Raw genomic sequence first — 14,516 nt, forward strand, 5'->3', positions numbered from 1 at the left:
TCTATTTGATATTAACTGTTGATTAGTTGTTCGCTTATCATTTGCTCATAAACAGAATCCAGTTCGCTATTTAAATTCTTAATATACTCAGTACATACGTCTTTAAAGAGCATGCGTCCATAACCGTTGTTGATCTTTAATTGAAGAACAACTTTATTCATTAAAAGCTTTTGGAGTAAGCAAGAAAAGACAGTAACCAGTTGATTTTGCCCATCTTCGGCATTTAAATTCACGTCTATGCCCTGGGGATGTGACTCTGATACCAAATCGAAATGCAGAATATCCTTGCCGTCCTTATCTAAAAGTTCAACATTGATGACTACCGATTTCGTAGATGTGTTCTCGTTCATAAAAAGCTTCTTTCCCTCCTTCTAGTGTATGCATACTCTCGTCTTTCCACGAAAGTACATTGTCGGGGTCATTGATATCCACTAGTTTATTTGTGAACGGGTTCCCGGTATATGTGTAGTAAGCACCTTTATCGTATTTGCGAAAAATGGTTTGATATGGTAACGTCCGTACAGCTATATTAGCGTTGTGCGTGGCAACCACTACTATTTTATGCTCTTTGGCCAAATCACTAAGTTTTGGTCTAATACACTGATCGATATAGGAGTTGCCCATCCCAAGTTCAGGTTCATCAATTAAATAGGCGTCAGCAGGCGAAGATAGCGATTTTTGTAAAAGTAGAATGCCTTTTTCCCCATTTGAAGGTTCATAGGGGAGGTGGTCTTTTCCTCCTTCTTTACCTTCTCCAACAATTAGTTTTGAAAGCCCAATGAATGGTGCAACGTCTTTAATATTGTGTTCTCGACAAAGGTCATTGAATTGAGATACTACAGAAACTAAGGATGCAGAACAAATTTCGTTTTGTAGGTTGTTTAAGCTGGTGTTGACTTCTCTAAGGTTGCGAATCCCGAGGGCAAACTCAGAAGTACGTGATTCGGGGCAAAGCATTCGATAAGAGGAGCGTATGTAGATCGAACCTTTATCTTCCAGAACACCGAGGTAAGCATCCTCGTTTTTGGGGGCAGTAGAGAGCGCCTTTAATATAGTCCGGACGTTTTTTAAGAGTCTAAGGCGCCTAATTGCAAAGTCGTAAAATCCGGTTGTAGAAGGGTGAGATTTCGTATCAGTGTTTTTGTCTGCGATAGATTTGATTTGTTCGATACTGTAATTTGAGAGCACTGTGGCTTCCCATTCTATAAAAGATTTGATTGTTTCATCAGTGGTTCGGTCCGCCAATGTAGCAATTAAATTATTTAATCTGTTCGCATCTTCGGAGGATAAGTATAAATTTATATCAATGGATCGAAGAAGCTCGGCAATTTTTGTGACATTGTTTTTATCTTTCTTCTTTTTCGAATAGACGGAATGTGCATTGGTAGTTAGCTTTGTGGCAAGCGTGATTTTCATCCGATTTTTGTTACGGTTATTCTGCTTTGTTGTTTGCCATGTGACATATTCAGATAATGGTGTAGGACGAAAATCACTCCAAGTACGAATATACTCAAACTCATTGCTACAATTAGGAACTCCCATATATAGGGGATCTCGTTTCATTCCGGAAGTTGATAGGATGCTTTTGAAGTCTTCGTCGCGTTGAGAACCGCGATAATATTTACATGATTTTCCAAGGTTTTCGAGCGAATTTTTCATGGAATTTAGAATTTCACTCTTACCTGTCCCTTTTTGACCAAAAATCACATTCATTTCTGGATACAGAGTTAAGTTAAAATGAATTGATGGGTGAGGAGAGACACTGACAGAGACAGGGTGAGTTCGAGTTAGAAGAGTCTCAACATTAACAGCGTCTCTTTTGGCGAGCAATACGAATTGCTCAAAAGATTCTACTGGCAAACGGAGTTCCGCAAAATCGCAAGTTTCATACGTGTTCCAATTTTGCACATCGCTTCCGATGATGACCTTAAATTGATAGTTAGAAAAAATCCCTAGAGATTTCAAATTAGATGTCTCCCGGAAAATTCGATATTGTTCTGGTACCAAAGTTACTAATGTTTGAAAGTCTGCATCAGGAATTCCGGGATCTTTATGATAATGCGGAATATACAATACGTCTAAAGCAGAAAAGCAATTAACGACCTCTTTCATAGAGAAGGTAATGGTATCTCTGTTCGTGTTGTCCAATAGTGAAGATACATGTTTGTCAAAAGCAGATAAATTTTGGGGATTGGCAACAATAATTAAGTGCCAATGAACTTTAGAGTCGTCAAGAATATCAAGTTCAACGCCGGGCCAAACTTGGCAGTACTGTGTAACAGCATCACGAAATTTAATGTATTGGGTCAAGTCAAACATATTGTGATTGGTGATGGCGACGATCTTCACATCAGCGTCCATTATTTTCTGGGCGAATACTTCAACGGATACATTTCTGGTTGCCGCATCACCTGATTTTACCTTTAAGGTGTGGCAATGAAGATCAACTTTCATATATTTCCATCCTTTCGGAGTGTTATAAGTTGCTTTAATACGGTTTATGGTACTTTATATGTCGATGCTCGTTGAAAGTACAAATTATGAACCCAATAAATGTGTATATTCTAGTTGTAAGGCAAGCGTGATGCTATAGGAAACGTAGTACTACCATGAACATAGGGAGAGAAACGTAACATGAAAAGCAGTGAGAAAAAAGTAGTAAAATTAAAATCTGGTGAGAAAATTTTGATCTGTGGCAGTTACGATGATCAAACAATATATCTCGTCCGAGTGCTGGAAGATAAGCTATTCGACTATAAATTTCTCTTGGTTAAGAAAGATGAAATAGTTTTTTGCGAGGATGAAGATCAGTAAAACCAAAGCGCTGCCAGTTTACAAGTACGCTAATCGTTTGAAATAGCATAGAAAACTGGCTCCAATGTTTCTAGGATGGACTTGCTAGCAAAAGTGGATTTGAAACAAGATTTCAGATTATTAAAGTGGTGTTCTTGCTTTTCGCGGGCCTTTGGATCATGTGCCTTTAGATCCATGGTTATAGATGGATCGAAGTTCCACACTATATCGATCTTTTCGATTGAAAATGACTCCTCTGAACCAAAAGGAAATTCAAATCCTCCAGTCGCTTTTCGGTGTGTTACTAGTCTTGGGTTATGCTTCAATGTGTTATTGGCGTATCTACAAGCGGAGATGATGTTCTTAGGCAGGTTGATTTTGTTAAATCGCTCAATATAGTCCATAGCCGCATGGATACTGGCGGCGAGATACGCGTCTACGTAGATGAAATTGCCCATGGTATGCCCAGAAGAAGCATACTCGTGTATTGCACATTCTAGCTGCTTATATACAATTAAAAAATTGCTTTTCAGAATTTGCTTAGAGGTATCGGTCAGGCCATTGCGGTTTTGCATAAGTGAGTACCTTGGAACTTCAAGTAAATGTTTTTACTATTATACGACATAGCTTGATTGTTTTCTAGGTATATTTCCACTAAGAATAAAGCGAATGAATTTACTAAAGCATCAAAAAGCGAACGACAAAACCATCTTTGCCGTTCGCTTTTTAGTTATCCGAAACATAATAGATGTGGAGAAACATAGAAACCGAGGAAACCTTATACTCTCCCCAAACAATAAAATTGATTAACAGTCAAGTGCTTGCCGATTTTCCGGAAATTGGGCATTTTATTTAGGACGAAATCCTGCTGACCAAAAGCGAGACAAAATAAAAAAGCGATAGAACGTGAAAGTTCTATCGCTTGGTGGCTGCCCCTCTCGGACTTGAACCGAGGACACCCTGATTAACAGTCAGGTGCTCTAACCGACTGAGCTAAGGGGCAATATTTTCGTAGCTATGCCAAAAACAGCATATAGCCAACGATGTTAAGGAACTGATCTCGAACATTAACCTCGCATCAGCGGGACTAACCGACTGAGCTAAGGGGCAATATTCTTTTTGACGGCTCACTCGCGAGCCAGCTTTATTATTATAGCAACACGGCCCTGCTTTGTCAACGACTTTTTCAAATTTTTTTGCACTTTTTTGCGCTGCCCGGTCCCCGACGGACTTTGGCAAAATCCGCTTGCGTTCCCCTGGGGCATGTTTTATAATGAAATTACTTATAGAAATTTGTCGGGGGATTGCGGCGTATGGCAAAAATTGATGTCAACCAATATATGGAACAGTGCGGTGTGCGCAAGGCGCGGTTCGGCGGCTACGAGCCGGAGGATGTGCGCCAGGCGCTGCGGGCGCTGTGCAGCGACTATGAGCAGAGTCTGACGGCCGCCAATGCCGAAGCCCGGGCCGCCCGGCAGGAGAGCGAAGCGCTGCGGCGACGCTGCCAGACGCTGATGGGCCAGAACCAGAACCTGGCGGCCCAGAACGCCACACTGGCGGGGCAGGCGGACAAGATTTCCCGGCGGCGGGACGATCTGGAGACGCGATATTCCAAGGTCCAGGAGCGCAACCATTCGCTGACCGACCAGGTGGCGGTGCTGCGGCTTAAAAACGGGGACCTGACCCGGGAGAACAAGGAGCTGACCGACCGGGCCGAGGAGGCGGAGGCCGCGCTGCGCATCAAGGGGCGCGCCCACGACGAAGCCCGGCAGCAGGTGCTCAAGGAGAAGGAACAGGTGCTGGCCGACGCTCGCGCCGAGGCGGACAAGATCCGCAAGAAGGCCCAGGAGGATGCCGACGCGCTGCTGGCCGAGACCAACCGCAAGGCGGAGGCCATCGACCAGCTGGCGCGGGAGCAGGCGATCAGCCAGGCGCGCAAGATGGTGCAGGCGGCCACCGACGAGACGCGGGAGATCCAGAACGCCCACCGGCTGCGGCTGCAGGACCTGAAGAGCCGCATTGCGGCCATGGAGCAGCAGCGGGACAAGCTGATGGACTTTTTCAGCCAGATGATCGGGGAGCTGCAGGAGGCCCAGGACTATGCCCGGCAGAACACCCCGCTGGCCACCTATGACAAGGATGTGACGGAGGCTTCCGACGAACCCCAGCTGGATCTGTCGGACAAGACGGTGGATGCTGCGGCGGCCGCGCTGCCTGTGGAAAAGGAGGAAGCCCCGGAGGAAAGCAAGGACGCCGTGAACTGTGTGGTGGCGCCCGGTCTGGACGAGGAGGAGCCCGCCCCGCCGCGTACGGTGGAGCTGGTGCCGGAGGAGGAGACCAAGCCTTCCCCCGAGTACTTTGACACCGAGCCCCAGCAGCAGCCCAGCGACCCACCGGAGGTGGAGATTCCCGGGGCTATTTTCTCCTACCCGATCCTGCGGCAGAAGGGGGAGCCCATCCTGGACGAAGAGCCGCCGGCCCGCGGCCCCCATGCCCCGGTGATGCCCGACCTGAGCGCCACCGAGGAGGACGAGGACACCGGCAGCGGGGAGATGGAGATTCTGCCCGAGCGCAAGCCGGAGGAGAATCCCCGCCGGAAGAAGGCAGTGGCGGCGCTGCGGTCGCTGCACAGGAAGATGGCCCATACTTAAACATGGAGACTGTGTGTGAAGACATTGAAGACCACATTGTCCGCGGTGTGGATGGTGGTGCTGTGCCTGGCGGCTTGTTTTGCCGTCTCGGCGGAGGAGACCACCACGGCGACCAGCGGCGCGGGCAGTTTCCGGGTGGAGCAGATCTACGTCAACGTGCCGGAAATGGACGTTTTTTTCTATGCACTGGACGCCCAGGGCAATTCCTACACCCCCATGGTGGTGCAGGCGGCAGGCCTGGAACTGACGGTGGGGGACCAGCATCTGGACACCAGTTCCCTGGGCCAGGCGGACAGCCCCATCTGCTACCTGGTGGCGCTGGACAACAGCGCCGACATTGACCCGGTGGATTTCCGGCAGATGCGGGCGGCCATCTGGCAGCTCATCCGCAGCAAAGGGGAGAACGACCAGATCGCCCTCTACACCCTGGCAGGGGGGACGACCTGTGTGCAGTCGGCCACTTCGGATTCCACGGCGCTCTACAAGGCGCTGGCGGCCATCCAGCAGGCCGACGGCCAGATGGATATGGCCGGGGCGGCCGCCCGGGTGGCCAGCGACATCCAGGAGGAATACCAGGCCCTGGCGCCGCGCAAGGCGGTGTTTGTCTGCACCGACGGACAGCGCATCGTCACCAACCCGGCGCTGCTGGCCGGACTGCTCACCGATGTGAGCAGCAAACTCAACGTGGCCATGTACACCTTTGTGGGCAGCGGCTCGCCGGACACGCTGGCGGTGCTGAACACCATGTCGGACGGGCGGATCATCCCCTGCACCATGACCGGGATGGGGGAGGAACTGCTGGCCAAACAGCAGCTGTTTGCCACGGCGCTGGAACTGCGCACCGAGGTGCCGGAAAGTCTGTACGGCGAACGGCAGGAGATCGTCACCCTGTCGGCGCCCAGCCTGGGCAGCGCGGTGCAGAGCAGTTCCACCGTCTATATGGGCTTTCAGATGGAGAAGCCCATGGTGGATGAGGTACAGGTGCTGGGGCGCAACAAGCTGGAACTGACGATGAACCAGGCCATCAACCCCAACGCCACCCGGCCGCAGTTCTACCATGTGGTCACCAACGATATCTGGAACTGGTACGTGCCCATAAAAAAGGTGGAGATCAGCGAGGACGGCCGCACGGTAACGCTGACCACCGGTGACCTCTACAAGGGCGAGTACCATGTGGCCCTGAACAAGGTATCCAGCCGGATGTCCCCCGCCAACGTGAGCACGCTGCGGGAACAGACCGACTTTACCATCGCGGTCTGGCCCCGGGATAACGCCTTTTATCTGGCGCGGTTCCGGCTGCCTCTGGCGGTGGCGCTGGTGGTGCTGGCGGCGCTGGCCCTGCGTTGGCGGCAGCTGCGGCGGCATGACCGCAGCGCCGAGCAGGCGGCGGAGGCCGAGCATCTGCTCACCGGCACCGAGGGCGCGACCGCGCTGCCCCGCCGCTGGGTGACGCTCTTCTGGGCCCAGCGCGGTTCCATTGCGGAGAGCCGCTGGGCCGGCATGGTGGAGAGCAGCCTGATGCTGGGCAGCGATGCGTCCCAGTGTGATCTCTGCCTGCCAGACGCCAAAATCCGGCCCCAGCACTGCCTGCTCTGCGTGCGGGGCGAGGCGCTGCTGGTACAGACGCTGTCCCCCGAGGCAGCCGTGTTTGTGAACGGAGAACGGATAGACGGGGAACACCGTCTGCAAAACAACGATACCCTGCGCCTGGGCCGCACGACGATCCGGCTGGTGCTGTGAGCGGACGTGAAACGAGGAGACAAGGATGAAACTGACCAAATGTGAACAGGGCCATTTTTACGACGGGGACAAGTACCCCGCCTGTCCCTACTGCAACACCGACCTGCAGACCGAGACCGCCATTGTCCATACCAGCGAAGGGGCCTCCCCGGCCCAGAGCGCAAGCCCTGACGGCCCGGTGGCGGGCTGGCTGGTGGTGCTGGACGGACCGGCCCGGGGGCGGGATCTCCGCCTGGGGGTGGGCCGCAGCTTTGTGGGACTGGACGGCGCCGGGACGCCGGTGACGCTGAGCCCCGATGCCCCGCTGGGAGCGCGGCAGGCCGTGGTGGTCTACGACGACCAGGCCGACGCCTTCACGCTGCTGCCCGGCTCCTCCCAGGAACTGTGCTACCTGGCCGGAGAGGCCGTCCTGACGGCACAGTCCCTCACCGGCGGCGAGGAGCTGAAATTGGGCAGCCAGACGCTGCGGTTCGTGCCGTTCTGCGGCGGCGGATTCCGCTGGTAAGGAGGTGCCGCCGTGCCGAGCGAAATTGTCTTTCTCATTACCGAACAGCGCAACAAGCAGCGCATCACGCTGCCCTCCGACCGGGGCGCCTATCGGTTCGGCCGCAGCGCCCAGTGTGAGTATGTGCTGCGCCGGAACAACGTGGGGGACCGCCAGTTCACCATCGCCTGCACCGACGGGCAGTGGACCGTCACCGATGATTCCAGCGCCTGCAACACCTGGTACAACAACCGTTACCTAACGGCGGGGGAGACCTGTGCCCTCCAGCCAGGGGACGTGATCGGGCTGAACACCGACGGGGATGCCGCCACCCAGGAGATCACCTTCCGGGTGGAGGAAATCCACACGGTGCAGGGCAGCGCCGAGGGACCCCGCCAGGAGCAGCCCGATGCCGCCGTGCTGCGGGAGGTGGACATCCGCCGGAAAAAGCGGGTGCTCATCGGCCGCGCCGACGACTGCGACATCAAGCTGGTCAGCGACCGGGTGTCCCGCCACCACTGCGAGGTGGTCTACCGGGACGGCCAGTTTGAGGTGCGGGACCTGGGGTCCACCAACGGCACCTATGTGGACGGCGTGCGCATCAGCCGGATGGCGCTGCGCAACGGTGCGGTCATCAATGTGCCCACCCAGGTGTTTGCCTTCACCGGCGGGCTGCTCCACTACCACGAGCACAAGAGCGGCATCAGTGTGCAGCTGCTCAACGTATACAAGACGGTGCAGGACCGCAACACCGGCAAACCGCTGAACATTGTGGACGGCACCAGCCTGGAGATCGAGCCCAACAGCTTTGTGGTGCTGGTGGGCGGGTCGGGCACCGGCAAATCCAGCCTGCTCACCTGCATCACCGGCACAGCCCCCTGCACGGCGGGCAGCGTGCGGTTTGACGGCCTGGACACCCGGGACAACCGCAACGCCTTCGACGCGGTGCTGGGCTACGTGCCCCAGAAAGATATCATGCACGACAACCTGACGGTGGAGCAGAGCCTGACCTTCACAGCCAAGCTGCGCATCGCCCACGACGCCAGCCGGGCGGAGATCGCCGCGGCGGTGGCCCATGCCATCGAGGCGGTGGACCTGACCGGCCGGGAAAAGACGCTGATCTCCCAGCTGTCGGGCGGCCAGAAAAAGCGGGTATCCATCGCCATGGAGCTGCTGGCCAGTCCCCGGCTGCTCATCCTGGACGAGCCCACCAGCGGCCTGTCGCCGGACCTGGACCGCAGCATGATGGAACTTTGCCGCAAGCTCAGCCACCAGAACTGCACGGTGCTCATGGTCACCCACAATATGGCCAACATCAACCTCTGCGATAAAATCGCCTTTCTGGGGGTGGGGGGCGTGCTCTGCTACTACGGCCCGCCGGAGCATCTCAATTCCTATTTTGATGTGGAACTCACCAGTGATATCTTTGAAAAACTGCGGGTGCCGGAACTGATCGAGCAATACCGCTGCAAGTATTACACCACACCGGAGTTCAACCGCCTGGTGGCGGCCTGGCCCGAGGCAGCACAGGAGGCGGACAAGCGATGCGACCAATCGAACTGATGAAATTCCTGCGCCAGTTCACCGTGCTGGTGCAGCGCAACCTGCGGCTGATCTGGAACGACAAGCTGCTGCTGGCCAGCCTGGTGCTGCAGGCGCCTTTCATGGTGTTTGTCATCCGGCTGGTGGTGGACCCCAACTGCTTCACCTCCAACCTGGTGAACGTGGGCAGCCGCACGGCGCTGTTTATTTTAAGCGCCATGGCGGCCTTCATGGGCACCCTCAACTCCTACCGTGAGATCTGCAAGGAGCGGGAAATCATTTTGCGGGAGGCCTCGGTGGGAGTCAGCCTGCCGGCGGTGGTGCTCAGCAAGGCCTTTGTGCTGCTGCTCATCGAGATCGTCCAGGCGGCCATCCTCACGGTGGGGTTTGTCAATGTGGTACACATTCCCCAGAACCATCTGCTGTTTGAGACCAACCTGGAACTCTTCGTCACGGTGCTGCTCATGCTGTTCGCCTCCAGCGCCACCGGCCTGCTGGTGTCGGCCATTTTCAGGAGCGGCGAGACCGCCATCCTGGTGGTGCTGGTCATCATGATCGGCCAGGTGGTGTTCAGCGGCATCATGTTCAACCTCACCGGCGCCGCCAACGTCATCGCCAACGTTGTCGTCTGCCGCTGGGGCATGGGCGCCCTGGGCGCTTCCACCGACCTGAACAGCCGTCTGGCCTGGCTGAAGGCAGGCTTCGACGGCCCCATGTACGACGCCACCATCGCCAACCTGCTGCACTGCTGGCAGATGATGGCCCTCATCGCGGTGGTCTGCATCCTGGCCGCCTGGCTGGTGCTGCAGATCTCCTTCGACCGCAAAAAGGCATGAAAAAGACCCCATCCTGCCGGATGGGGTCTTCATTTGTTTAGAAATTATAAAACGTCTGCGCCGGCGGACATGAGCCGACCGGCGCAGACACATACAGGGAAATTTGACGGCAAATTGTGTGCGGCAAGTGCGCGATTTGCCGTCAAATTTTGTCGAGGGGGAATCCAAAGGGGGGAATAGGACCGTCAGGCACCGCCGTGCGGGACTGTTCCCTCCTTTGAAGAGCATTACTCTTGCCGCCGCAGCCGGTCGGCCGCTTCCTGGGCTGCAGCCCGTGCGTTGCGGGCCAGCCGCCGCAGGTGGACCAGCGCCTGGCGGGTGGCCGCCAGCGTCTCGGCATAGCGGGCACTCTGCATCCGGGGAAAGGCGCGCAGCAGACGCCGGGTACCCAGCCGGTCCAGATCGATGTCCCGCAGCTTGGCGCGCAGGGCCTCGGCGCGGGCGGTCAGTTCGGTGCGTAGGGCGTCGGCGTTCTCCCGGCTCTCCAGTTTGGCCAGGGCCAGCTGGAGCTTCTGCTCATCCAGCAGGGTATCGGCGGTCATGGCGCCGGTACCCAGCAGCTGGGTCAGCTTGTCGCTGGAAATCCGCAGCCGGGCGCGCAGCTCGTCGATCTCCCGCAGCCGCCGGTTCAGTCCGGCCGCGGCCGCTGCCGAGGCACCCAGATCCACCGCGAAGAAGACCAGCAGCACGCAGTCCAGCGGCAGCAGCACCCGGAAGGGCAGCGCATCGCTGCCGCGGGCCAGCAGCGGGTGAACGACCTTGATCATGATCACGCTGCCCAGCCCCCACAACAGGGAAAACTGGGGGCAGATATACCCGCCCAGATTGCCCTTGAGATGGGAGTAATCCCACCACCGGATGTGGTAGAGCCGGAACAGCGCCCAGCCGCCGATCAGCTCGATGGCGGTGGTCAGCACCATGCCCACCAGGAACACCGTCAGCACACCGGGGGCTCCGTCGCCATGGGGCAGCCGCCCCATGCAGTGGAGCAGCCCCACCATGCCGAAACCGTAGATGGGGCAGATGGGCCCGCACAGAAAGCCCCGGTTGACCAGACGGTGCTCCCGGATGGCCGCGTAGATCACCTCCACGCACCAGCCCAGGATGCCGTAGACGAAAAACCAGTACAGGGCGCGGGCAGCCACCTCAGGCGAGGTCATCATTATCCTCCTGCTGGCGGGCCAGCTCCTTGGGCTCCACCCAGCTCACCGTGCTGTCCGGCCCCTTGCGGGCGATCAGCGCCTTGATGGGAATGCCCTGCTCGCTGAACATCCCCTCGTGCTCGGTGCGCAGATTCCAGGCCGGTTCGTCGGCGTGGAGGTCGAAGGTCTGCCAGGTGATCTCGAACCCGGCGGCCGGGAAGTAGGCCAGACTGTCGCGGAAGAGGTCATCGTCATCGGTCTTGAACCAGATCTCGGCCCCCTCGTCCATCAGGGCGCGGTACTGCAGTAGCTGCCGGGGATGGGTCAGCCGGTGCTTGTGGCTTCCGGCATTCTTGCTCCAGGGATTGCAGAAATTGATGTAGATTCGCGCCACCCGGTCGGCGGGGGAGAAGGCGTTGCCCAGCCGCTCGATGTCCAGGCTGGCGATCTTCACATTGTCGGGGGGGAGCTGCCGGGCGGCGTAGGCGGCCTCCACCTTGCGCTTGGCCAGGATCAGCACCTTGTCGGTGATGTCGATGCCCAGATAGTTGATGTCGGGGTGGGCCGGGGCAATCTGGGCCAGAAAACCGCCCTTGCCGCAGCCCAGTTCCAGATGCCAGGGCTGGTCGGGCCGGGCGTAGAGCTCGCGCCAGTGGCCGCTGTGGGTCAGCGGCTCGTGAACGTGGAAGTCGCAGGCCAGCAGCTCCGGCCGTGCGTAGGGTTTGAATCGCATGCGCATAACGTAGGTACTCCTGTTGGTTAGAGATTTTCTGCAAGGAAGGCGCGCACCCGCGCCTCGTCGGCGTCCGCCAGACTGCCCTGGCAGAAGGCCGGTTTGCCGCCGCCGCGGCCGGCGAAGGCTTCGTTGAGGGCCCGGCCCACCGGCCGCACGTCCCCGCCCGGGGCCGCCGCCAGGGCGTAGGCCAGCCCTTGGCCGCCCGGGGCCAGGGCGCAGCAGGCGGCACCCGTGTCGGCTGCCACCGTCATGGCGATGCGCCGCAGCCCGTCGCCGTCGGCGCCCTCGGCCCACACCGTGCAGGGCTTGCCCGGTTGGGCGCCCGCCGCACAGGCGGCTGCCAGGGCGTTCTGCAGGGAGGCCAGCCGCTGTTTCAGTCTGGCTTCCGCCTCCAGCAGCCGCCCGGCCGCGCCCGTCAGATTGCCCACCGGCACCGACAGCAGCCGTCCCGCCGCCTCGGCGTCGGCCCAGCCGGCCGCCACGGCGTCATAAGCGCGCTGGCCGCAGGCCACGGCCAGCCGCATGCCCACCTTGTAGTGCTGGGCGGAGATGATCTTGATGAGCCCCACCTCGCCGGTGCGGGCCAGGTGGGTGCCGCAGCAGGCGCAGCGGTCGCCGCCCGCCTCCACCAGCCGCACGGGGCCTTCCAGCTCCTTTTTGCTGCGGTACTCGGTGGCGGCCAGCGTGGCGGCGTCGGGCACATAGCAGCGCACCCGGGTGTCGGCCCGGACGGCGGCGTTGGCTTCGGCCTCGGCGGCCGCCAGCTGTTGGGCGGTCAGCGGAATGCTGGTATCCATCCGCACATAGGGGCTGCCGATGTGGAACCCCACATTCTCGGCGCCGTACAAACGGTGCAGTGTGCCGCTCAGAATATGTTCCCCGGTGTGCTGCTGCATGGCGTCCAGCCGGGCGGGCCAGTCCAGCAGCCCCTCCACCGGGGCGCCCACCGGCAGCGGCGCGTCGGTGGTGTGGGTGATGGTCTGCCCGTCGGTGTGCACGGCCAGCACCCGGGCATCCCCCAGGCGGCCGGTGTCGCAGGGCTGACCGCCCCCCTCGGGGAAAAAGGCGGTGCGGTCCAGCACCACCGCCCAGCCGCCTTTGACTTCGCGGCAGTCCAGCACGGTGGCGGTGAACCGCTGAAGATAGGAATCGGTTTCGTACAGTTTCTCGGTCACAGGAAAAACGGAATCTCCTTTTTCGTGAATTTTTCCTATTATACCATAAAACAGGTGTGGAAAAAAACACCGAAATCTTATATAATAAAAAGCAATCCGATTTTAGTACAGAATGTAAGGAATTTGCCCTATGAAGATGATCCGTTTCGCGGCGCTGGCCCTGCCGGCGCTGCTGCTGGCGGGATGTGCCGCCAATCCGCTGACGATGCTCGGCCCCACCGAGAACACCGCCACGGTGGAGACGGCCGCTGCGCCCGCTGCCCAGACGCTGAATGTCTATGCCACCGACGCCTTGCTGCCGGCGCTGCAGGCCTATGCCGACGCCCAGCAGGTGACGCTGAACGTCACCGACGATCCGGCCGCCGCCGACCTGGCGGCGCTGGACCACACTCCCGGCGACCTTGTGGACGGGCTGGACGTGGCGGGGGATATCCTGCTGGAGGCAGCCGCCGCCCGGGCGGGCATCACCGGCAGTGCCGACGCCCTGCCCCTGGGCCGCAGCCTCTACGGCTACTGGGTCAACGGCACGGTGGTGACCTCGCTTTTGGGAGAAAACGGCCTGACCGCCCTGCAGAACGCCAGCTGGGACGAGTGGAGCGACTTTGTGGAGACGCTGCAGGCCTGGCTGGCCGAGCCCGAGGCGGCTACCGTGACGCTGTCGGGCAGCGACTACACCCTGCCCGAAACAAAGCCCGACACGCTGCATGCCACGGGGGTCTTTTCCGAGCCCATGGACCGGGTGGCCGGCTACACAGCGGCCATGCTGGCGGCGGGCAGTGAGGTGAATGAGGACACCCTCACCGGGCCGCTGAACGGTGTGTACAGCGCCGTGGTGCTGGAGTGGGAGAACCTGGCCGACAGCGACGAGACGGCGCTGTTCCGCCGGGCCACCCTCACCGACCTGCTGTCGGCCTACGGGGCGGAGGCCTGCCAGAGCCTGGTGCTGATCCCCTTCAAGTGCAACCTGGAGGAGAGTGACCTCTCCACCGAGGAATACAACCTCACCGGCCTGCTGAACTACCCGGTGCTGGCCGACGCAGGCTACCTGACGCTGCGGGCCGGTGCCGATGAGACGGCCCAGAAGGCGGCCAAGAGTGCCGCGCTGTGGCTGTACAGCAGCGGGGAGGGGGAGGCCGCCCTCACCGAGACACTGGGCCTGATCACGCCGTGGAACACCGCGTCGGACAAGACCACGCTGGGCGCCATGCAGATCGAGCAGGCGGGCACCGGCATCCTGCCGGGCATCACGGTGACCCAGGCCCAGGCCGACGCGCTGGCCGCCAACGAGGAGACCCTGCGGGAGCCCAAGGGCACCACCGCGGAGCGCACCGCCTTCACCGAGGCGGCGCTGGAGGTGCTGGCGCCCGCCGCAGCGGAGAGCGAAACTCAAGAATAACACCTGCCTGTGCAGGATTTT

At 58.5% G+C, this 14,516-nt stretch carries 13 protein-coding genes and 1 tRNA gene; 7 read left to right on the forward strand and 7 right to left on the reverse strand.

Translation table 11 applies throughout. The annotated features are described in order from the left end of the window. Positions 1-11: 11 nt before the first annotated feature. Together ABGT73_RS02050 and ABGT73_RS02055 are read right to left on the reverse strand one after the other, a co-directional pair. Positions 12-350 (reverse strand): hypothetical protein, encoded by a 339-nt coding sequence (locus ABGT73_RS02050; RefSeq protein WP_346668188.1) that lies wholly within the window; start codon positions 348-350, stop codon positions 12-14. Further along, a complete protein-coding gene (locus ABGT73_RS02055) occupies positions 307-2,454 on the reverse strand; it encodes a histidinol phosphatase (protein ID WP_346668189.1) in 2,148 nt (715 codons plus the stop codon). Before ABGT73_RS02055 ends, ABGT73_RS02050 begins: the two co-directional genes overlap by 44 nt. Positions 2,455-2,634: 180 nt before the next feature. Here ABGT73_RS02055 and ABGT73_RS02060 point away from each other — a divergent pair, with 180 nt between their 5' ends. Further along, positions 2,635-2,814, forward strand: a complete 180-nt coding sequence (locus tag ABGT73_RS02060) for a hypothetical protein (RefSeq protein ID WP_346668190.1) — start codon at positions 2,635-2,637, stop codon at positions 2,812-2,814. Positions 2,815-2,843: 29 nt separating this feature from the next. Here the strand turns inward: ABGT73_RS02060 and ABGT73_RS02065 are convergent, their stop codons facing one another. Together ABGT73_RS02065 and ABGT73_RS02070 are read right to left on the reverse strand one after the other, a co-directional pair. Continuing rightward, positions 2,844-3,368 (reverse strand): hypothetical protein, encoded by a 525-nt coding sequence (locus ABGT73_RS02065; RefSeq protein WP_346668191.1) that lies wholly within the window; start codon positions 3,366-3,368, stop codon positions 2,844-2,846. A gap of 351 nt (positions 3,369-3,719) precedes the next feature. Then, a tRNA-Asn gene (locus ABGT73_RS02070) sits at positions 3,720-3,796 on the reverse strand. A 310-nt stretch (positions 3,797-4,106) separates the two neighbouring features. Here ABGT73_RS02070 and ABGT73_RS02075 point away from each other — a divergent pair. From ABGT73_RS02075 to ABGT73_RS02095, 5 genes are read left to right on the forward strand one after another with little or no spacing between them, the layout of a single operon-like run. Continuing rightward, complete coding sequence (locus tag ABGT73_RS02075) at positions 4,107-5,444, forward strand: hypothetical protein (RefSeq protein ID WP_346668192.1); 1,338 nt, start codon at positions 4,107-4,109, stop codon at positions 5,442-5,444. A 15-nt stretch (positions 5,445-5,459) separates the two neighbouring features. Next, positions 5,460-7,184, forward strand: coding sequence for an FHA domain-containing protein (locus tag ABGT73_RS02080; RefSeq protein ID WP_346668193.1), 1,725 nt, complete (start codon positions 5,460-5,462; stop codon positions 7,182-7,184). Between the two features lie 25 nt (positions 7,185-7,209). Continuing rightward, complete coding sequence (locus ABGT73_RS02085; protein WP_346668194.1) at positions 7,210-7,689, forward strand: hypothetical protein; 480 nt, start codon at positions 7,210-7,212, stop codon at positions 7,687-7,689. Positions 7,690-7,701: 12 nt separating this feature from the next. Continuing rightward, positions 7,702-9,231: an FHA domain-containing protein gene (locus tag ABGT73_RS02090; protein ID WP_346668195.1), complete on the forward strand. Its 1,530-nt coding sequence runs from the start codon at positions 7,702-7,704 to the stop codon at positions 9,229-9,231. Continuing rightward, positions 9,213-10,046, forward strand: coding sequence for an ABC transporter permease (locus ABGT73_RS02095; protein ID WP_346668196.1), 834 nt, complete (start codon positions 9,213-9,215; stop codon positions 10,044-10,046). Before ABGT73_RS02090 ends, ABGT73_RS02095 begins: the two co-directional genes overlap by 19 nt. Positions 10,047-10,273: 227 nt before the next feature. On the opposite strand, the gene ABGT73_RS02100 is transcribed toward ABGT73_RS02095, so the two are convergent. The 3 genes from ABGT73_RS02100 to ABGT73_RS02110 are packed head-to-tail and all read right to left on the reverse strand — an operon-like array spanning position 10,274 to position 13,099. Continuing rightward, entirely contained in the window at positions 10,274-11,206 is a 933-nt protein-coding gene (locus ABGT73_RS02100) for a putative ABC transporter permease (RefSeq protein ID WP_346668197.1), read from the reverse strand. Then, the gene (gene trmB, locus ABGT73_RS02105; protein WP_346668198.1) at positions 11,193-11,927 is read right to left on the reverse strand and encodes a tRNA (guanosine(46)-N7)-methyltransferase TrmB; all 735 of its coding nucleotides are present in this window, start codon (positions 11,925-11,927) and stop codon (positions 11,193-11,195) included. The genes ABGT73_RS02100 and trmB overlap by 14 nt, the downstream gene beginning before the upstream one ends. Positions 11,928-11,947: 20 nt before the next feature. After that, on the reverse strand, positions 11,948-13,099 hold the full coding sequence (locus ABGT73_RS02110; RefSeq protein ID WP_346668199.1) for an alanyl-tRNA editing protein: 1,152 nt from the start codon (positions 13,097-13,099) through the stop codon (positions 11,948-11,950). A 130-nt stretch (positions 13,100-13,229) separates the two neighbouring features. Between ABGT73_RS02110 and ABGT73_RS02115 the strand changes: the two genes are divergently transcribed. Further along, complete coding sequence (locus ABGT73_RS02115; protein ID WP_346668200.1) at positions 13,230-14,495, forward strand: hypothetical protein; 1,266 nt, start codon at positions 13,230-13,232, stop codon at positions 14,493-14,495. Positions 14,496-14,516: the final 21 nt, after the last annotated feature.

The sequence above is a fragment of the uncultured Subdoligranulum sp. genome, from assembly GCF_963931595.1.
Lineage (GTDB): Bacteria > Bacillota > Clostridia > Oscillospirales > Ruminococcaceae > Gemmiger.